This window comes from Arthrobacter rhizophilus, from assembly GCF_026241105.1.
GTDB lineage: Bacteria > Actinomycetota > Actinomycetes > Actinomycetales > Micrococcaceae > Arthrobacter.
Genome location: NZ_JAPFFT010000001.1, coordinates 169,342 through 188,249 on the forward strand (window position 1 = coordinate 169,342; position 18,908 = coordinate 188,249).

Consider the following 18,908-nt stretch of genomic DNA (forward strand, 5'->3'; position numbering starts at 1 on the left):
GTCCGCTATCGTCCCTGCCCGGCCGGTTTCACTGAGGAGACGACGACGGCGTCCTCCCGCGCCGGGGAGCGGTGCACGACGGCGGTAATCACCGCCGTCGTGCACCCCAGGGCGATGACCGCCCAGGCGAGTGCGCTCCACCCGAACGCCTGGAAGGCGAGCCCTCCGGCCCAGCCAATGATGCTGGAACCCAGGTAGTAGGAGAGGTTGTACAAAGAGGCGGCTTGCGCACGTCCACTTGTCGCGATGGTGCCGGTCCAGCCCGCTCCGATGCTGTGGGCCGCGAAGAAACCGCCAGTGAAGACCACCAAGCCCGCCAGGATCGCGGCGACGTTGTCCCACAGGGTGAGTCCAAGGCCGGCCGTCATGGTCGCGATGCCGGCGAGCAGGACGGTGCGGCGGCCAAAGCGGATGGACAATCCCGCGCCCCAACGGGAGCTCACTGTTCCGGACAAATAGGCCAGGAAGATCAGGCTTACCACGGTGGCTGGGAGCCCGAACGGTTCCGCGTGCAGGCGGAATCCCAGGTAGTTGTAGACGGCCACGAAGCCACCCATCAGCAGGAACGCCTGAACATAGAGGGCGAGCAGCCGTGGGTTGGAGGAGTGGCCTGCCAAGGTCTTCATCGCGCCGCGGAAACCTCCGGCCGAACTTGGGGTGAAGCGGCGCGGCTTCGGGACCAGCATGAGGAACAGGGCGGCTGAGACCGTGGCAAGGATGGAGACCGCAAGGGCAGCAGCCCGCCATCCCCACAACTCGCCGATTGGCCCCGCGAGCAAGCGGCCGGCAAGCCCGCCGAGGGTGGTGCCTGCCACGTAGCTTCCAGCAGCCAGCGCGGCGTGCACCTTGTTGACCTCTTCGTTGAGGTACGCGATAGCGATGGCAGGAATGCCGCCTAACGCCATGCCCTCCAGTGCCCTCAGGCCCAGGACCAGGGGAAAGGTGGGGGCCATGGGGACGAGCAGGCCCAGGACAGTGGCTGCCGCGATTCCAATGGCCATGGCACGCACCCGGCCGATCCTGTCGGCTACGAATGACCACGGCAACACCGTCGCCGCGAGTCCTACCGTGGCCAGGGAAATGGTGAGCGCTGCCTCGGCTGCCGTGACGTTGAGCTCGTTCGACATTAGTGGCAATACTGCCTGGGTGGAGTAGAGCTGGGCGAACGTGGCGACGCCGGCGAGGGCCAGCCCGGCGAGGATCCTCCGGTACGCAGCGGAGCCCTTCAGGTGGCCTTCCCAGGGGGATTCGGTGGTGCTCTTGAATGCTGCGCTTGTACTCACCTTTTCACAGTACGGCGGCCCGAAGTGATGATTCCAATGCATGATTCATTTAGGATTGATAGCAGAATTGGATGAAAGCTTCGCGGACAGCCTGGATTCGCGGACAGACTGGAGGGGGAACGCATGGACATTGAACACAAACAATTGGTCCAATTGCTCCCCATGCTGCCCCTGCTTGCCGAGCTGGGCAGGACAGAACACATCACCGAGACGGCCGAACTGCTCGGAGTACCTCAATCGACGGTAAGCCGGGCGCTGGCCCGGGCCAGCGCCGTCGTCGGGACCGAACTGCTCATCCGCGACGGCCGCGGCGTCCGGCTCACCCCCGCAGCAAAGACGCTGCTTCCGTATATCGAATCGGCGCTTGCGGAATTCCAGGCCGGGCTGGACGCGGTCCGCCACGAATCCGATGTTGTCCGCGGCCGAATCGCAGTGACCTTCCAGCACACTTTCGGCGAAGCAACGTTGCCGCTGCTCATGAGCGCGTTCCGGAGCCGCCACCCCTCCACGGCATTCGAACTCAGCCAAGGAGCGCGGGCCGCTTGCCTAGAGTCGCTCATCGCAGGAGACGCCGACTTCGCCTTGACGGCCCCGGTGGCAGCCTCGGGAAGGAGTCTCGGCTCGGCGTCGCTCTACCGGGAGCCCTTGCGGCTGGTGGTCCATCACCGGCATCCGGTGGCTGAGCGGCCCAGCGTGCGGCTTGCCGAACTCAAGCATGAGCCATTCGTTTCCATGGGGCCAGGGTTCGGCTTGCGTTCGCTGACCGACGCGATCTTCCGAGATGCGGGCTTTCGCCCGAGAGTCGCCTTCGAGAGCCAGGATTCCCACACGATCCGCGGGCTGGTGTCCGCTGGCTTGGGCTACAGCATCCTGCCACCCGGAGGACTGGGGCCGGGACCTCAAGGCGTCCTGGATTCCACAGACCTGGGTTGGGTAGAGGTATCGCTTGAGTCGGAGCTGGCGTACCGGGAGATCGGGATTGCGTGGCGCGAACGACGCACGGAACCCGACCCCGTACGTCTTTTCCGTGAGCTGGTGCTTTCCGAAGGCCCTGGGCTGCTCGCGGGACTTGTGAGGGCGCGCTCCGGAAGCCAATAGGATCACCCAGTGCGCCCGCGCTACGCTTTTGGACGTGGAGACTGCAGATAGCGCGACCCCCCGACCTGACGACGCATCGGTCCCGGCTACGGTCATCGGCCTGGACATTGGTGGCACGAAGACCCGCGGGGTGCGGTTCGAGGACGGTAAACCGGTCCGCGACGAAAGCACGGGCAGCTCCAACGTCCAGAACGTGAGCCGTGAGGTAGCGGCCGCAAATCTCGCGGAGCTCTTCGCCATGATCGGGGGCGGCCATGTGGACCGTGTCCTTGCCGGTGCCGGCGGAATCGACACCGACGCCGATGCCCGTGCCCTAGCCGACCTGATTGAGCCACATGTTCCGGGTGCAGAGGTCACGGTGGTCCACGATTCCCGCCTGCTGCTGGCGGCAGGCAGGGCAAACACTGGGGTGGCCGTCATTGCGGGGACTGGTTCCGCCGCCTGGGGAAAGAACGCCGACGGCGAAGAAGCCCGTGCCGGCGGCTGGGGCTTTCTCCTGGGCGATGAGGGCAGCGGTTATTGGCTGGGCCGGGAAGCGGTGCGGCACAGCCTCCGCCGGATGAACAAAGGGCTGGAGCCCGATGGCCTCACAGTAGCCCTCCTGGAATCCTGCGGGGTGGACGACCCCAATAGGCTCATTTCCTTGTTCCATTCGGAGGACACCGATAGGCGGTACTGGGCCCAGCGGGCGGCTGCCGTGGTGGAAACCGCCCGCGAAGGGCTTGAGATCAGCCGCCTCCTGCTGGACCAGGCAGGACGGGATCTCGCCGAACTTGCGGCGCAGGCCGTTCGGCAACTTGGCCTCCATGGACCGGTGATCCTGGGCGGCGGGCTCGGCATGAATGTAGAGCCTTTGCAGTCCGCTTTCCGGGCAGGGTTGGCCGCGCACGGAATCACGGATGTTCGGGTTCTGGACCAGGAACCTGTGTTCGGTGTGCTGCAGATCCTGGCCGAACAGGCCTAGCCCTACTCCCCGGCCCTGTTCCGGGTTCTCGGCTTGAGCTGGACTCCCGGCATGGGCGGTGCGGGAATTCGCCCGGCCTCTGCACCGGCGTCGGGCCCATGGCCATTGATCAAGCCGAACCGCGCTACGCGGGCATCGTCTTCGCCCAGGAGCGCCTGGGCTTCCCAGTCCTCGCGCGCTTTCTCTACTTCTTCGTGCGTCCGGCCCACGAAGTTCCACCACATGAGGATGTCTTCTTCGAAGGGTTCGCCACCGAGGAGCATGAAGCGGGTTCCGGGAGTTGCCTCGAGGCGGAGCGATTCCCGGCCGGTCCCGAGGAAGGCCAAGGGGCCGGGGTCAACTGTTTGGCCTTCGATCACCGCGGAGCCGTCCAAAACCAGGACTGCGTGTTCGAAGACCGGGTTCAGGGGCAGTTCGACGGCGCCCGAGGCCGAGATGTCGGCGCCGACAATCGGGCTGTACATGATGGCGGGGGAGCGCTGCCCGGCGAATTCGCCGACGAGCACGGTGGCCCTGAAGCTGTCCGTCGCGACCACCGGCAGGTCGACGATCTGCTGGAACGACGGCGTCCGGTGCCTTACTGCGTCCGGCAAGGCAACCCACAACTGCAGGCCGCGGGACAGCGGCAGGAGGGCGCTGCCGTCGGGCGCGTTCAGGTGAAGTCCTGCAGGCAGGACGGCGAACTCGGAATGCGAAATGCCGCGGCCGGCGGTCATGATGTTCAACTGCCCTGGACGGACTACGACGTCGCTTCCCACGCTGTCGCGGTGCCGCACCTCGCCCAGGAGCGGCCACGTGACGGTTTGCAAGCCCATGTGCGGGTGGGGGAGGACGCCCATCGCCACGCGATCCGGGCCGAAGCTGTCAAGGAAGCACCACGCGCCCACCGTCGGGAGGCCACGCTGGGGGAGCGTACGGGAGACCGTCATATTTCGGACGCCGCCCAAGGGAACGTCGCGGGACGGCCAAAGCTGTACACAAGGTCCTTGGCCGGGGTGACCGGCAGGGCAGACTTCCTGGGACGGGGCCGTTTCCAAGTTGGTCACGATACAACTCCATGTGCTGAAATGTTGCTAAATGTACTATTCTGTTTCGCGTGAACAATGCCGTTTTGAGCTACCACGACGCCGTCCTCTACCGTTCCGGGGAACGCCACCGCATCCTTGCCGGAGCCATCCATTACTTCCGTGTACACCCGGACCACTGGCAGGACCGGCTGCGCAAGCTCAAAGCCATGGGTGCCAACACAGTGGACACCTATGTGGCTTGGAACTTCCACCAGCCTAGTCCCGATATTGCACCGGATTTCAGTGGGTGGCGGGACCTCGGCCGGTTCATTGATCTCGCGGCAGAGGAAGGGCTTAATGTGATTGTCCGCCCAGGCCCCTACATTTGTGCAGAGTGGGACAACGGCGGCTTCCCTGCGTGGCTCACGGGCACCCCTGGAATCGGACTGCGTTGCCTCGACCCTCTGTTCACGGACCCCGTCGAGCAATGGTTCGACCACGTGCTTCCCATCATCGCCAGCCGCCAAGCATCAGTCGGAGGGCCAGTGGTGGCCGTGCAGATCGAGAACGAATACGGCAGCTATGGCGATGATCACGATTACATCCGTTGGAATCGCCGTGCACTTGAAGAGCGCGGAATTACTGAAATGCTGTTCACTGCCGACGGCGGCACGGACTACTACCTCGACGGCGGCGCCATTGACGGGACGTGGGCGACGGCGACCCTTGGCAGCCGCGGCGACGAAGCGGTGGCCACGTGGGAACGCCGCCGTCCAGGCGAGCCGTTCTTCAACGTCGAGTTCTGGGGCGGCTGGTTCGATCACTGGGGCGAACACCATCACGTGCGGGATGCCGCTGAAGCCGCGGCGGAGGTCCGGAAAATGCTTGACCTGGACGGCTCAGTCTGCATTTACATGGCCCACGGAGGCACCAATTTCGGGCTAGGTTCCGGCTGCAACCACGATGGCTCCCGCATCCAGCCCACCACTACGAGCTACGATTCGGACGCTCCCATCGCGGAGAACGGAGCCCTCACCCCTAAGTTCCATGCACTCCGGCGGGAGTTCCTCCGGGCGCAAGGGATCCAGGAACTCCCTGAACTTCCGCAAGAGCTGCTCGCCGAACCGGCGGTCCTCCCCGCGCAGACTTTGCCGCTGGCGCCCGGCGCGGAACTTTTGGGGCTTGCCAGGGCAGCAGGCGCCCCTGTGCCGAGTGTCCGGCCGCTGAGCTTTGAACAATTGGGGCTCGACGCCGGCATGATGCTGTATTCGGCCGACGCGGTGCTTCCGGGAAAGCCCGGAACCCCGACGGAATCGGCACTTCGAATCACCGGATTGAACGACCGTGCCTACATCTGGGTGGATGGCGCATTCGCCGGAGTCCTCGACGACGTCACTGGGGCGGAAGGCTTGAAGGTCACCGGGACCGGGGCATCGGTCAAGCTGGAGATCCTCGTGGAGAACCTCGGCCGGATCAACTACGGGCCCCTCACCGGGCACGGCAAAGGAATCCTCGGCGGCGTACTGGTCAACCAGCGGTACACCTTCCATTGGACGCAGACGCCTGTGCGGCTCGCCGAATGGGGCGCCAAGGAGATTGGGCAACTCGCCGGGGCAGAGTTCGTGGCGGGGGAAGCAGCGGACACGTATCTCGCCCTGCCGGACTCCGGCAAGGGCTTTGTCTGGATCAACGGATTCCTCCTTGGCAGGTACTGGGGCATTGGGCCCCAGCAGACGCTTTACGTTCCGGCGCCGCTCATCCGTCCAGGCAGCAACACCATCAAAGTGCTTGAACTTGAAAAGCCCGGCACCGTGGTGGAACTTCGTGAAAGCGCCGATCTTGGCGCAACCGGCAACTCGGAGATCGCGGCAGCGTTGTTGCCCGCTTAGGCTGGGCTCCATGAGCATCCAGTTCGACACCCGCCCGGCCGCATATGGAGTTGTCATCCGTGACGGAGCAATCCTTCTCGCCTATTGGAAGCAAGACGGCAAAGAAGGCTGGACCCTTCCCGGCGGAGGCTTGGACTTGGGGGAGCATCCGGTGGATGGTTGCCGCCGCGAGATCCAGGAGGAAACCGGGTACGACGCCGCGATCGGTGCGATGCTCGGCATCGACGTCGGCCACTGGCCGGGCGAGGAGCGCCTGGACGGATCGGACCGTGATTTCCAAGCAATCCGCCTGGTCTACGAGGCCAACATCACCGGTGGCGAACTAACCCACGAGATAGACGGCAGCACCACCCATGCTGCGTGGGTTCCATTGGACAAGGTGCCCGGACTAAACCGTGTTTCCCTGGTGGATATCGGCCTCCGTTTGCACAGTGAACGGCCCCTCAACGGAAAACTCCCGACGTCCTGAGCATTGCCGATTCATTACGGTCTTCGCGCCTGCGCTGACATCGTCGGTGGTGCTGGTTAGGCTGTAGAAGCATCAGTTCACTGTTGATTCATTTCCATCGTTGATATTGCAGCCCAATAGTTAGGTAAGCCCGGGAATGGCTGAAGCCATGATTGAGTTCCAGAGCGTCACCAAGCGGTATCAGGGCGGGCAACCCGCTGTTGACGGATTGAGCATGTCCATCGACCAAGGTGCCATCACCGTGTTCGTCGGGCCTTCGGGCTGCGGGAAGACCACCTCCCTCCGGATGATCAACCGTATGGTGGAGCCCACGTCGGGCACCATCACCGTGGCCGGCAAGGATGTTTCGAACGAACCGGCCGCCCAATTGCGCCGCTCCATGGGCTACGTCATGCAATCCTCGGGGCTCATGCCCCACCGTTCAGTGCTGGACAATATCGCCACTGTTCCAAGGCTCAATGGGGTTTCCAAAGCGGCGGCCCGCAAACGCGCTGAAGAATTGCTCGACGTCGTCGGGCTGGCCTCCGTACTCGGCAAGCGGTACCCGTCCCAACTGTCCGGCGGCCAGCAGCAGCGCGTCGGGGTGGCACGCGCGCTCGCGGCGGACCCGCCGGTATTGCTCATGGATGAGCCGTTCAGCGCGGTGGACCCCGTAGTTCGTGACGAACTCCAACAGGAACTCCTTCGGCTTCAGCGCGAACTGGCCAAGACCATCGTCTTCGTCACCCACGACATTGACGAGGCCACCGTCCTGGGCGACAAGGTGGCCGTCTTCGCCGTCGGGGGCAAACTGGCGCAATATGCGGCGCCGGAAGAGATCCTCCGCGCTCCCGCCAACGATTTCGTGGCCTCTTTTGTTGGCCGCGACAGGGGATTCCGGCACTTGGCCTTCAATGCCGCCGATGCCGTGCCGGTGCATCTGGTCAAGACCGTGGAAGCGCCGCAGCTTGCCGCGGGCAGCAGCGAATGGGCATTGGTGCTCGACGGCGACTCCCGGCCCATGGGATGGGCCTCGCCACGTGACGGTGCCGGGCTGATACCCGGAGGTTCCTTGTTCCGGCGCGGCGACACGCTCCGCCGGGCGCTGGATGCCGCCTTGTCCTCACCGTCGGGCTTGGGCGTAGTAGTCGACGACGACGGCAGGCTCGCCGGTGTCCTCAAAGCCGAGGAAGTCCTGGCGCTGATCGAAGAAACCCGGCACAATCGGGAGGACGTCTCCTGATGGAATGGTTCCTGGCGAACAGTGGGATGGTCTTCGAGCGGGCCGGTGAGCACCTTATCCTGGCTTTGATTCCCATGGTGCTCGGCCTGCTCATTGCCGTGCCGCTGGGCCAGTTGGCTCGGAGGAACCGAACCCTCAGGACTGTGGTCACCACCGGAAGTTCCCTGCTATACACCATTCCTTCCCTGGCGCTTTTCATCATTCTGCCGTCGATCCTGAACACCCGGATCCTTGATCCGCTCAACGTGGTGGTTGCCCTCACCATCTATGCCGTTGCCTTGTTGGTAAGGGCGGCCATGGACGCCTTCGATTCCGTGGACGATGACCTCCGCATGGCGGCAGTTTCCATGGGCTTCAAACCGACCGCGCGGTTCCTGCAGATCGACCTGCCCCTTTCCTTGCCGGTGCTCTTCGCGGGCCTGCGGGTGGTCTCCGTCAGCAATATCTCCCTGGTCAGCGTGGCCGCGCTCTTGGGGGTCGGAAATCTGGGAATGCTGTTTACCGACGGCCTTCAGCGCACGTTCGTCACTGAGGTAGTGGTCGGCATCATCGCCATTCTCCTGCTTGCCCTCATCATGGACACGTTCCTGGTGCTGCTGGAGAAGATGCTGACCCCCTGGACGCGGGCCGGTGCCGTAACCGCCAAACAAGAAACCAAGGCAGGGCTGGCCACCGCGGAAACGCGGATCCACGCGGAGGCGGCCCGATGAGCAACAGCTTCCTTGACACGCTCGCGTGGCTTACGGATCCGGTTCACTGGTCGGGAAGCAGTGGAATCGCCACCAGGCTCCTGGAACACCTGCAGTATTCCGCGTTGGTCCTGGTGATTGCCGCGGCCATCGCCGTACCGGTTGGCCTCTTCATCGGCCACACCGGACATGGACGCGTCGTCGCCGTAGCCTTCGCCGGTGCCTTGCGGGCCCTCCCCACCCTCGGCCTGCTCGTCTTGTTTGCACTGTTGGCCGGAAGCGGACTCATGCCGCCCGTCTGGGCATTGGTGATCTTGACGGTGCCACCCCTCTTGGCGGGGACGTACGCCGGGATTTCCAGCGTGGATCCGACTGTGGTGGACGGGGCCCGGGCCATGGGCATGACCGAACTCCAGATATTGTTCCGTGTGGAGCTGCCCAACGGCCTGCAAGTCATGTTTGGTGGCATCCGCACTGCGGTCCTGCAGGTCATCGCGACGGTTTCCGTCGTGGCCTACCTTCCTTTGGGCGGCCTGGGGCGTTATCTTTTTGACGGATTGGTCCTCCAGGACTTCCCCCGCATGCTGGGCGGGTCACTGCTCATCGCGGCGTTGGCAATCGCCGTCGACCTCATTCTGGCGCTGGCGCAGAGGATTCTGCTTCCGCCCGGACTTTCCATCGATTCCAACGGCGGCCACAAGGCCGCCGGAGATCTCGCAGCCGCTGCACCCGCAGGAGCTGCCGTTCAAGGAGGTACCGCATGAAGCACCCCGTCACCCTGACCCGCCGCGGGCTCGGAGGCCTAGCGGCCGGAGTCGGCGTTGCGCTTGCCCTTAGCGCATGTGGCGGCAGCCCGCTGTCCACGCCATCCACCAACGCTCCCTCCGGGGCCGGGGGATCGCTGACCGTGGGTTCGGCCGATTTTCCGGAGAGCCAGGTCATTGCCGAAATCTACGCCGGAGCACTGAACGCCGCGGGCGTTACCGCCACTACCAAACCCAATATCGGATCGCGCGAGATCTACTTCAAGGCTGTCCAGGACGGTTCGATCGATCTTGCCCCGGATTATTCCGGCAACCTGCTGTCCTACCTGGATGCGAACGCTACCCAGGTCTCGGCAGATGATGTCTTCAAGGCGCTGCCCGGAAAGCTTCCGCAGGGATTGGGAGTGCTGGACGCTGCCAAGGCCGAGGACAAGGACGCCATGGTGGTAACCAAAGCCACGGCAGAGAAGTACCAGCTCAAGTCCATCGACGACCTCGCCAAGGTCTGCAAGGATCTCACCATGGCGGCGCCGGCAACTTTTGAGACCCGTGCCTACGGTTTCCCGGGTCTCAAAGCCAACTACAACTGCGTGCTCAAGGCCCTGAAGCCGTTCAGCGATGGCGGCGGCAACCTGACGTTGCAGGCTCTGCTGTCCAACGACGTTCAGGTTGCGGACATCTACACCACCACTCCGTCCATCCAGGACAACGCACTGGTGGTGTTGGATGATCCCAAGAACAACTTCAAGGCCCAGCAGGTGCTCCCGCTGTACAACAAGGCCAAGATGACGGACAAGGCGAAGGACGCCCTCAACGCAGTGTCCAAGATCCTGAGCACGGACGATCTCATCAACCTCAACCGCGCAGTCAGCGGCAACCAGAAGCAGAACCCCAAGGACGCCGCAGCCGCATGGCTCAAGGACAAGGGGATCGTGAAGTAAGTCCCCACCGCCTCCCTCGCCTCGCTCCGCTCGTCCAGGGAACCCTCGGCGGCGGAGGCCCCTGCCAAGGACGACGGCGGCGAGGAACCCTTTGGGGGCCTCGCCGCCGTCGTCGCGGATGTGAGTGATGTCTCAAGTGAAGTACATCCTCGGTATGGCATATTTGGTGAATGGCAGAATTCAAGCAGTCCACCAAGCTTCATAATGTCCTTTACGACATCCGTGGACCGATTCTTCAGGCCGCCCAGCAGATGGAGGCAGAGGGTCACCGCATCCTCAAACTGAATATCGGAAACCCGGCACCGTTCGGATTTGAAGCGCCGGACGCGATTTTGGTGGACATGATCCGCCACTTGCCCCATGCCCAGGGATACAGCGATTCGCGCGGTATTTTCTCGGCCCGCACCGCCGTCTCTCAGTACTACCAGACCCGCGGCATCCAAAACATCCATGTTGACGACATCTACCTTGGCAACGGCGTCAGCGAGCTGATCACCATGTCGCTCATGGCTTTGTTGGACGTGGGAGACGAGATCCTCATCCCCACGCCGGATTACCCGCTTTGGACCGCCTCGGTGGCACTTGCCGGCGGCCGCCCTGTCCACTATCTGTGCGACGAAGAATCGGGCTGGCAGCCCGACCTTGAGGACATGGAATCCAAGATCACGCCTCAAACCAAGGGCATCGTGGTCATCAACCCGAACAACCCCACTGGCGCCGTGTACCCGGAGAAGACCCTCAAGAAGATCGTGGCCTTGGCTGAAAAGCATGGCCTGGTGGTGTTCGCGGATGAGATCTACGAGAAAATCCTTTACGAAGACGCTGTCCACGTGAATCTTGCCGGGCTCACCGGCGACGACGTCCTGTGCCTGACGTTCAGCGGACTGTCCAAGGCATACCGGGTGTGTGGCTACCGTGCCGGCTGGATGGCCATCTCCGGTCCCAAGAAGGATGCCGCCGACTACCTCGAGGGCATCAACCTCCTGGCCAACATGCGTTTGTGCGCCAACGTGCCGGCACAGCATGCCATCCAGACCGCCCTGGGCGGCCACCAGAGCATCAATGACTTGATCCTCCCCGGCGGCAGACTCCTCGAGCAGCGGAACAAAGCCTACGATCTGCTCAACGCGATCCCCGGAGTCAGCACGCAGCAGGCCAGGGGTGCCCTCTACCTGTTCCCGAAGCTTGATCCCGAGGTCTATCACATTCGTGACGACGAGAAATTCGTTCTCGACCTGCTCAAGGAACAAAAGATCCTCGTCTCACACGGCCGGGCCTTCAACTGGGTGCGTCCGGACCATTTCCGCATGGTGACCCTGCCAAACGTCAAGGACATTGAAGAAGCGATTGGGCGCATGGCGGACTTCCTCGGACGGTACCAAGGCAACTAGCCTGTTGTGCAAGCCGCGACGAAATGCGGCCGGACCAGAGGGGACGTCGAAATGGCCGGGACCAAGGAGTTCACCAAGCAGGTATCCGCCGTCTTGAGGGCCGGACCGGGGTTCTCGCTGGACGCAGTAGACCCCGAATCGACGCCCGGCTACAAGGGAAAGAAGTCTGACGGCGTCGCTTTGCTGGCGGCGCAGGACGGTCGTTTGGACGTCCTGCAAGAGATGCTCTTTGCCGAGGGAAAATTTGGCAGCTCCAAACGGGTGCTGTTGATCCTGCAAGCCATGGACACCGCGGGCAAAGGCGGGATTGTTGAGCACGTCGTCGGATCGATGGATCCCCAAGGTGTCAAGGTTGCTCCGTTCAAGGCGCCGACTGACGAAGAGAAAGCCCACGATTTCCTCTGGCGGATCGAGAGGGCCCTGCCCGACGCCGGATTCGTCGGGGTTTTTGACCGATCCCACTACGAGGACGTGCTGATACACCGAGTGCACGGTTGGGCCAATGAAGCTGAACTGGAACGGCGCTATGCGGCCATCAACGAGTTCGAGGCACGCCTCGCCGAACAGGGTACGGCGATCGTCAAGGTCATGCTCAACATCAGCCGCGATGAACAAAAAGCGCGCCTGCTGGCACGATTGGATGACCCGTCCAAGCACTGGAAGTACAGCACGGGCGATCTCAAGGAACGCGCCTTTTGGGATTCCTACATGGAGGCCTATCAACTTGTCTTCGAAAAGACGTCAACCGAGGTGGCGCCCTGGTATGTGGTTCCGGCGAACAAGAAGTGGTTTGCGAGGATCGCTGTCCAGGAGCTTCTACTCGAGGCCCTCGGGAAGCTGGATCTGGGCTGGCCGAAAGCCGACTTTGACGTGCCGGCCGAGCGGGCTCTGGCCGTCCAATCCTAGCTGGCCGTCGGGCCGTCCTCGCCGTTGCTTCGGGCCGCGGCCAGCCTCCTGCGGGCACCCTCCAGCCACTCTTCGCAGCGCTTCGCCAAAGCCTCGCCGCGTTCCCAGAGGGCGAGTGATTCCTCAAGGCTTGCACCGCCGGCTTCAAGGCGGCCAACAACGCCCATGAGTTGCTCGCGGGCTTCCTCGTAACTGAGGGCGTCCAGGTTCTCCGCCGAAGCTTTGGCCTCTGGGGAGGAGTTGTCTGCTGTCATTTCCTAATCCTCGTTCTGCTGTTGCTTGCTTGGGTGTCCGGAAGCTCCGGAAGACACGGCTGAGAGGCGACCTTCCGCCAACCGCAGGGTCAGCTCGGTTCCGTCCGGGGCTTGGTCCGGGCTCCGGACAACATCGTGACCGATGCCGTCCGCTCCCGTCACTTGGACAACCGCGTAGCCGCGGTCCAGTGTTTTTTGCGGGGACAATGCCCTTACCTGAGCGCGGAGGTGGTGCATCTGGTCGAGTGCGCGGACGACGGCGGAGCTAACGGCCGTGTGCGCGTGTTTCCGGAGTCGCTCGACGTCCTCTGCCCTGGCCGTGACCATTCCCTCAGGGGACGCAAGCACGGGGCGTGACCTCAACGCGTGGAGGCGATCCGTTTCGCGGTCCACCAAGCGGGCCACGCTACGGTGCAGTTGCTCGCGGGCCTGCCGGACCCTCGCCAATTCCTCGGCGACGTCCGGCACGATCCTCTTCGCCGCGTCGGTGGGCGTGGACGCCCGCAGATCCGCGACGTCGTCCAAGATAGGGTGGTCGGCCTCATGGCCAATTGCGCTGACCACGGGAGTAGCCGCGGCGGATACAGCCCGTACGAGTTCCTCGTTGCTGAAGGGAAGCAGATCCTCCAACGCTCCGCCGCCGCGGGCGATCACGATCACATCGACGTGGGGATCGGCGTCGAGTTCCCTGAGGGCAGCCAGGATCTGGGTGACCGCGGTGACCCCTTGGACAGCGACCTCGCGGATGGCGAATTCCACGGCTGGCCAGCGAAGGGCGGCGTTGCGCAGCACGTCTTTCTTGGCATCCGAATCGCGGCCTGTGATCAGCCCGATCCGGTGGGGAAGCAGGGGCAGCCGCTTCTTCCTCGACTCTGAAAACAACCCTTCGGTGCCAAGGGCCTGGCGCAGGCGCTCGATCCTCGCAAGGAGATCGCCGAGGCCAACAGGGCGGATGTCCTTGATCGACATGTTGAGCCGGCCGGTCTTAAGCCAGAATTCGGGTTTCACCAGGGCGACGACGCGTGAGCCACGCTCCAATGGCATCTTCTGGCGGTCCAGAACGTTGGACCACAGCGATGCGGGCAAAGAGATTTCAGCGTCGGTGTCCCGCAACGTCACGAAAGCGCTGCCACCGCGGCGGTTGAGTTCGATGACTTGGCCTTCGATCCACGCCGCCGGGGCCCGCTCTATGTGCGTTTTGAGCTTGCGGGACAGCAGTTGCAGCGGCCAAGGATTGTCCGGTGTGGTCTCCGACGCCGTGGCCGGCAGTGTTGACTCTGCGTCGGGAGACTCAGCAGTTGGCAACGGCTGCGGGGTGCCGCCGGGTACGGCATCATAGGACACGCGGGTAGCCTCCTGTTGGTGGCTGGTGCATGGTTCCGTCCTCGCTGGTACGTTGCTAAGGGCTGCCGGCGGCACCGCTGCTATCAGTGCCACTGAAAAGTCTGCTACCTAAAAAGTTGGTGGCAGGCTTCCAACTCTATCCATACCTTGTAGCACGCATGACCGACATTTACTGGTCGTCGCCCCGACCGGGCATGCTGTACTCCAAACCTGAGGAATCCATTGCGCACGTTCGTCTCTGCAACCGCAGTGATCTTTGCCTTTCTGCTCACAGGAATCGCCGTCCCCATGGCCTGGACGGACGCCAACATCGTCCGGGAAGAAGGGTTCGTGGGGCTCACTGCTTCGCTCGGCAAGGACCAGGCGTTCCAGGCCCGCCTGGCGGCCACCGCCGTCGGAAGCCTTGAATCCAAAGTCAACCTACCGGCGTCGGTGGAACAACTTGGTGCCTCGCTCCTTAAGAACGCTGCCTCGTCCATGTCCACCTGGCCGGAATACCCCCAAGCCTGGAATGAAACCGTCCGCCGCAGCCACCAGCTGAATTTTGCCGGCAGTGCCGGTTCAGCGAACTCAGGTGCGCTGACGTCCCTGGTGCTCGACGTCGGGCCCCTCGCCAAGCTCGCGGCAGACCGCCTGCGCGCGACAACCGGCCTCCCCATAACGCCCCCGGACTCGATCCAGATCAGCATCGGAGGTCCGGGCCAACGCCAGCAGGTAGACACAATCTCCGCGTACGCGCCGATGTGGTGGATCCCCGCCTTGGGCGCCATTCTGTTGTTGGCCTTGGCTCTGTTGGCTGCCAGGCGCAGGGGAGCGGTTGTCTTGTTCGCCGGACTGGGCCTTGCCGCACTCGCAGGACTGTGGCAAGTGGCCGCCACAGTCTTGAAAGGCGCAGGTGATGCAGGACTGGGCGGCACCGCCACGGGCGGACAGTTCGCTCAGGAGTTGGTGACCGCATCCGTCGACAACTTCAGTGGCTGGATCGTCGTCGCCGGGATTGCCGGGGGAGTCCTTTCACTTCTCGGCCTGCTCGTAGTGATCCTGGCACCCAAAGCCAGGCCGAGCGTGCGGGCAAACGCTGCCGGTAGCATGGAGGGATGACCAGCTCAGCAGTTTCGATTCCGATGCCCACTGTCCCGCGTAGGCGTCGGACGCCGGAAGAGGTGCTGGCCGCCGCCCCGGTAGCCAGCCCCAAACGAGTCCTGCTCGCGGCTCCCCGTGGGTATTGCGCCGGAGTCGACCGCGCAGTCATTGCGGTGGAGAAGGCACTGGAACACTATGGTCCGCCCGTATACGTACGCAAGCAAATTGTCCATAACGTACACGTCGTCACATCGCTGGAAGACAAGGGTGCCATCTTCGTCGACGAGACGGATGAAGTGCCCGAAGGCGCCCTGGTGATCTTCTCCGCACATGGAGTGTCCCCGGCCGTAGTGCAGTCGGCCGAAGACCGTGGCCTGCGCACCATCGATGCCACGTGTCCCCTTGTCACGAAGGTGCACCGCGAAGCCGTCCGCTTCGCCAAGGAAGACTACGACATTCTCCTCATCGGCCATGACGGTCACGAGGAAGTGGAAGGCACGGCCGGCGAAGCTCCGGACCACATCCAGATCATCAACGGACCGCACGAAGTGGACAAGGTGACCGTGCGCAATCCGGAGAAGACCATCTGGCTTTCACAGACCACCCTGAGCGTGGACGAGACCATGGAGACGGTCCGGATGCTCAAGGAACGGTTCCCCACGCTGCAAGATCCGCCCAGCGATGACATTTGCTATGCCACCACCAACCGCCAAGTGGCCATCAAGAAGATTGCCCCGCAGGCGGACTTGGTGATAGTGGTGGGATCGGCGAATTCTTCCAACTCCGTGCGGCTTGTCGAAGTGGCGCTTGAGTATGGCGCCAAGGCCTCCTACCGGGTCGATTTCGCGAACGAGGTTGACGAAAGTTGGTTCGAGGGCGTTGCCACAATTGGCTTGACCTCGGGCGCTTCCGTTCCCGAAGTCCTGGTCCAGGACGTCCTCCGCTTGCTGGCTGACTATGGCTATGGTGCTGTTGAAGAAGTGGTGACAGCGGAAGAAGACTTGCTGTTCTCCCTGCCGAAGGAACTGCGCGCCACCCTCAAAGAGGCCGGAGACGTTACGCGCGCCCTGGGCGGACGCGGGAACCGCCCAACGTCGTAGGCGGTACCCGGCGGTTTCAGGCCGCGGATTCTCCTTCGATTAGTTCGGGCGCAGCCAGGGTCCGCGGCACTGCTTCGACAGATGCCGGTGACACCAGGCCGTCGGTGTCCATGGCATTGAGTTTGCGCGCCGTGGGCAGGACGCGGGCCTCGAGTGTGCCTACGAGTGCGTTGTAGCGATCCACCGAGGTCTTCAACGACAAACCCAACTTGCCAACGTTGTCGCCAAGAGTGCCCATGCGTTCGTACAGCTGCCGGGCGAGCTCGAAGAGTTCCCTGGCGTTGTCCGTCAAAACGTCTTGGCGCCAAGTGAAGGCAACGGACTTGAGAACGGCCAGCAAGGTACCCGGCGATGCCAGGACCACGTTCCGGGAGAGGGCGTGGTCCAAAAGCGCCGGGTCCGCTTCCAGAGCCGCGGCAAGGATCGACTCTGCCGGCAGGAAGCAGATCACGAGCTCGGGCGAATTGCCGGGGATGTCCCAATACTTTTTGGACCCCAGGGCATCCACGTGGGACTTGAGTGCCTTCGCATGAGCCAGCAGCAAGGCCTCTGTGCTAGTTCCTCCCGACTGCATGCCATGGCCGTCCGTCTGCGACCAATTACCTGCCGAGAGTCCCGTGTTGCCCTGTTCTTGGGCGGCTAAGTAGGACGCCAGCGGAACTTTGGCATCAACCACCAACTGCTTCCCCCCGGGCAGCTGGACAACCAGGTCAGGCCGGACGGCGTTGTCCACGGAAGCGGAATGCACCTGTTCGTGGAAATCGACGTGCCGCAGCATGCCCGCGGCTTCCACCACCCGGCGCAGTTGGACTTCACCCCACTGCCCCCTTGCACTGTTGGACCGCAGGGCGGAGGCCAGAGCGTGGGTGGAGCGCAGGAGCTGCTCATCGGACAAGCGGGCTTCCTGGAGCTGCTGGGCAAGCTGGCCGTACTGCTCCAAACGATCCCTTTCCAGAAGCGAGACCTGTTGCTGGACGGCCGTCAGTTTCTCGGCAACGGGGGCAAGGGCACGCAACACACTGCCGTCCTGGTTCCTGGACTCGTTCAGTTCGCGGTTCTGCGACGACAGAAGGCGCCGTTCGGCGTCGGCGGCTGCAAACTGGGCGTTCACCGTGGCAAGCCGCTCCGAGACGGCGTCGAAATCTTCTTCAAGGGCGACGTTCCGGCGCCGAAACAGGACGAACCCTGCGACTATGCCGGCGGCGGCACCGAGAAGAAGCATCAACAACGCGAGTATCACTGCAAAACCATCCATGTCACCAACCTTGGCACAGGGGCACGACAAAATAGGGAAAGGGGCTCACAGCACCCGGGACTGCGGTCCTCGGTTCTTCTCGGCAAACGGACAATGGGCCTCAGCGGGTAGAATCAATGCTCGTGGCTCTTACTATTGGCATCGTCGGACTGCCCAACGTCGGCAAATCAACCCTTTTCAACGCACTGACCCGCAACCAGGTGCTGGCCGCGAACTACCCGTTCGCCACCATCGAGCCAAATGTCGGCGTCGTCAACCTGCCGGACGCGCGCCTGCAGAAGTTGGCCGAGGTCTTCGGATCGCAGCGGCTCCTGCCCGCCGTCGTCTCGTTCGTTGACATCGCGGGGATCGTCAAGGGCGCCTCGGAAGGCGAAGGCCTGGGCAACAAGTTCCTTGCGAACATCCGCGAAGCAGAAGCCATCGCCCAGGTCATCCGCGTCTTCGATGACCCCGACGTCGTCCACGTCGATGGCAAAGTTGATCCGCGCTCGGACATTGAGACGATCAACACCGAACTGATCCTGGCCGACCTCCAGACGATCGAAAAGGCCATTCCCCGGATCGAAAAAGAAGTCAAGATCAAGAAGCGGGAAGCCGCGGAACTCGCAGCAATCCTGGCTGCCCAGGCCGTGCTGGAACGCGGCGATACGATCTTCTCCTCGGCCAAGAGCGACAAGCTGGAGATGGAGCACCTCAAGGAACTCAGCCTCCTCACGGCCAAGCCCTTCATCTACGTCTTCAATGCCGACGAGGGCATCCTGGGCAGCCCCGAAAAGCAGGAAGAACTCCGCGCCATGGTGGCCCCGGCGGACAGCATCTTCCTTGACGCCAAACTCGAATCGGATCTCGTTGAACTCGACGAGGAAGAAGCCCGCGAGATGCTTGAGATGAACGGCCAGGACGAATCCGGGTTGGATCAGCTAGCGCGGGTCGGATTCCACACGCTCGGTCTACAGACCTACCTCACAGCTGGTCCGAAGGAAGCCCGCGCTTGGACCATCCACCGAGGCGACACCGCGCCCCAGGCCGCAGGAGTCATCCACACGGATTTCCAGCGCGGATTCATCAAGGCCGAGGTTGTCTCCTTCGATGACCTCATCGCCGCCGGATCCATGGCAGAGGCCAAGTCCCGCGGCAAAGTCCGCATTGAGGGCAAAGAATACGTCATGGCCGACGGCGATGTGGTGGAGTTCCGCTTCAACGTGTAACCTCCCGGGCCAGGGCAAGAAGTAGCCGGTCCTAGCGTGTC

The 18,908-nt window shown here is 63.2% G+C and carries 18 protein-coding genes; 13 read left to right on the plus strand and 5 right to left on the minus strand.

Features of this window, described 5'->3' with window-relative positions; genetic code table 11:
* Nucleotides 1-5: 5 nt before the first annotated feature.
* On the minus strand, nt 6-1,325 hold the full coding sequence (locus OOZ51_RS00755) for an MFS transporter (protein ID WP_416346327.1): 1,320 nt from the start codon (nt 1,323-1,325) through the stop codon (nt 6-8).
* An 81-nt stretch (nt 1,326-1,406) separates the two neighbouring features.
* Here OOZ51_RS00755 and OOZ51_RS00760 point away from each other — a divergent pair, with 81 nt between their 5' ends.
* Both OOZ51_RS00760 and OOZ51_RS00765 read left to right on the plus strand, forming a co-directional pair.
* A complete protein-coding gene (locus tag OOZ51_RS00760) occupies nt 1,407-2,381 on the plus strand; it encodes a LysR substrate-binding domain-containing protein (RefSeq protein ID WP_265976975.1) in 975 nt (324 codons plus the stop codon).
* A 34-nt stretch (nt 2,382-2,415) separates the two neighbouring features.
* Complete coding sequence (locus tag OOZ51_RS00765; RefSeq protein ID WP_265976976.1) at nt 2,416-3,345, plus strand: N-acetylglucosamine kinase; 930 nt, start codon at nt 2,416-2,418, stop codon at nt 3,343-3,345.
* Between the two features lie 2 nt (nt 3,346-3,347).
* Here the strand turns inward: OOZ51_RS00765 and OOZ51_RS00770 are convergent, their stop codons facing one another.
* On the minus strand, nt 3,348-4,391 hold the full coding sequence (locus OOZ51_RS00770) for a pirin family protein (protein WP_265976977.1): 1,044 nt from the start codon (nt 4,389-4,391) through the stop codon (nt 3,348-3,350).
* Nucleotides 4,392-4,441: 50 nt separating this feature from the next.
* Between OOZ51_RS00770 and OOZ51_RS00775 the strand changes: the two genes are divergently transcribed.
* From OOZ51_RS00775 to OOZ51_RS00810, 8 genes are all read left to right on the plus strand, one after another.
* A complete protein-coding gene (locus OOZ51_RS00775; protein WP_265976978.1) occupies nt 4,442-6,241 on the plus strand; it encodes a glycoside hydrolase family 35 protein in 1,800 nt (599 codons plus the stop codon).
* 10 nt (nt 6,242-6,251) lie between these two features.
* Nucleotides 6,252-6,710: an NUDIX hydrolase gene (locus OOZ51_RS00780; protein ID WP_265976979.1), complete on the plus strand. Its 459-nt coding sequence runs from the start codon at nt 6,252-6,254 to the stop codon at nt 6,708-6,710.
* Between the two features lie 136 nt (nt 6,711-6,846).
* Nucleotides 6,847-7,932 carry an ABC transporter ATP-binding protein gene (locus OOZ51_RS00785; RefSeq protein ID WP_323054645.1) on the plus strand — a complete coding sequence of 362 codons (1,086 nt, stop codon included), beginning with the start codon at nt 6,847-6,849 and terminating at the stop codon, nt 7,930-7,932.
* Nucleotides 7,932-8,642, plus strand: coding sequence for an ABC transporter permease (locus OOZ51_RS00790; protein ID WP_265976981.1), 711 nt, complete (start codon nt 7,932-7,934; stop codon nt 8,640-8,642). The genes OOZ51_RS00785 and OOZ51_RS00790 overlap by 1 nt, the downstream gene beginning before the upstream one ends.
* The gene (locus OOZ51_RS00795; protein WP_265976982.1) at nt 8,639-9,385 is read left to right on the plus strand and encodes an ABC transporter permease; all 747 of its coding nucleotides are present in this window, start codon (nt 8,639-8,641) and stop codon (nt 9,383-9,385) included. The genes OOZ51_RS00790 and OOZ51_RS00795 overlap by 4 nt, the downstream gene beginning before the upstream one ends.
* A complete protein-coding gene (locus OOZ51_RS00800) occupies nt 9,382-10,326 on the plus strand; it encodes an ABC transporter substrate-binding protein (RefSeq protein ID WP_265976983.1) in 945 nt (314 codons plus the stop codon). Before OOZ51_RS00795 ends, OOZ51_RS00800 begins: the two co-directional genes overlap by 4 nt.
* Nucleotides 10,327-10,496: 170 nt before the next feature.
* Entirely contained in the window at nt 10,497-11,717 is a 1,221-nt protein-coding gene (locus OOZ51_RS00805; RefSeq protein WP_265976984.1) for a pyridoxal phosphate-dependent aminotransferase, read from the plus strand.
* A 51-nt stretch (nt 11,718-11,768) separates the two neighbouring features.
* Nucleotides 11,769-12,623, plus strand: coding sequence for a polyphosphate kinase 2 family protein (locus tag OOZ51_RS00810; protein ID WP_265976985.1), 855 nt, complete (start codon nt 11,769-11,771; stop codon nt 12,621-12,623).
* Here OOZ51_RS00810 and OOZ51_RS00815 read toward each other — a convergent pair.
* Both OOZ51_RS00815 and xseA read right to left on the minus strand, forming a co-directional pair.
* Nucleotides 12,620-12,877: an exodeoxyribonuclease VII small subunit gene (locus tag OOZ51_RS00815; RefSeq protein ID WP_265976986.1), complete on the minus strand. Its 258-nt coding sequence runs from the start codon at nt 12,875-12,877 to the stop codon at nt 12,620-12,622. The two genes, OOZ51_RS00810 and OOZ51_RS00815, sit on opposite strands and share 4 nt — an antisense overlap.
* A 3-nt stretch (nt 12,878-12,880) precedes the next feature.
* Nucleotides 12,881-14,182 carry an exodeoxyribonuclease VII large subunit gene (xseA, locus tag OOZ51_RS00820; protein ID WP_265977295.1) on the minus strand — a complete coding sequence of 434 codons (1,302 nt, stop codon included), beginning with the start codon at nt 14,180-14,182 and terminating at the stop codon, nt 12,881-12,883.
* A gap of 261 nt (nt 14,183-14,443) precedes the next feature.
* Here xseA and OOZ51_RS00825 point away from each other — a divergent pair, with 261 nt between their 5' ends.
* A complete protein-coding gene (locus OOZ51_RS00825) occupies nt 14,444-15,322 on the plus strand; it encodes a hypothetical protein (protein WP_265976987.1) in 879 nt (292 codons plus the stop codon).
* Nucleotides 15,319-16,404 (plus strand): 4-hydroxy-3-methylbut-2-enyl diphosphate reductase, encoded by a 1,086-nt coding sequence (locus tag OOZ51_RS00830; protein WP_265976989.1) that lies wholly within the window; start codon nt 15,319-15,321, stop codon nt 16,402-16,404. The genes OOZ51_RS00825 and OOZ51_RS00830 overlap by 4 nt, the downstream gene beginning before the upstream one ends.
* Before the next feature lie 16 nt (nt 16,405-16,420).
* On the opposite strand, the gene OOZ51_RS00835 is transcribed toward OOZ51_RS00830, so the two are convergent.
* Nucleotides 16,421-17,659 carry a DNA recombination protein RmuC gene (locus OOZ51_RS00835; RefSeq protein WP_265976990.1) on the minus strand — a complete coding sequence of 413 codons (1,239 nt, stop codon included), beginning with the start codon at nt 17,657-17,659 and terminating at the stop codon, nt 16,421-16,423.
* A 122-nt stretch (nt 17,660-17,781) separates the two neighbouring features.
* Between OOZ51_RS00835 and ychF the strand changes: the two genes are divergently transcribed.
* The gene (gene ychF, locus OOZ51_RS00840) at nt 17,782-18,867 is read left to right on the plus strand and encodes a redox-regulated ATPase YchF (protein WP_265976991.1); all 1,086 of its coding nucleotides are present in this window, start codon (nt 17,782-17,784) and stop codon (nt 18,865-18,867) included.
* Nucleotides 18,868-18,908: the final 41 nt, after the last annotated feature.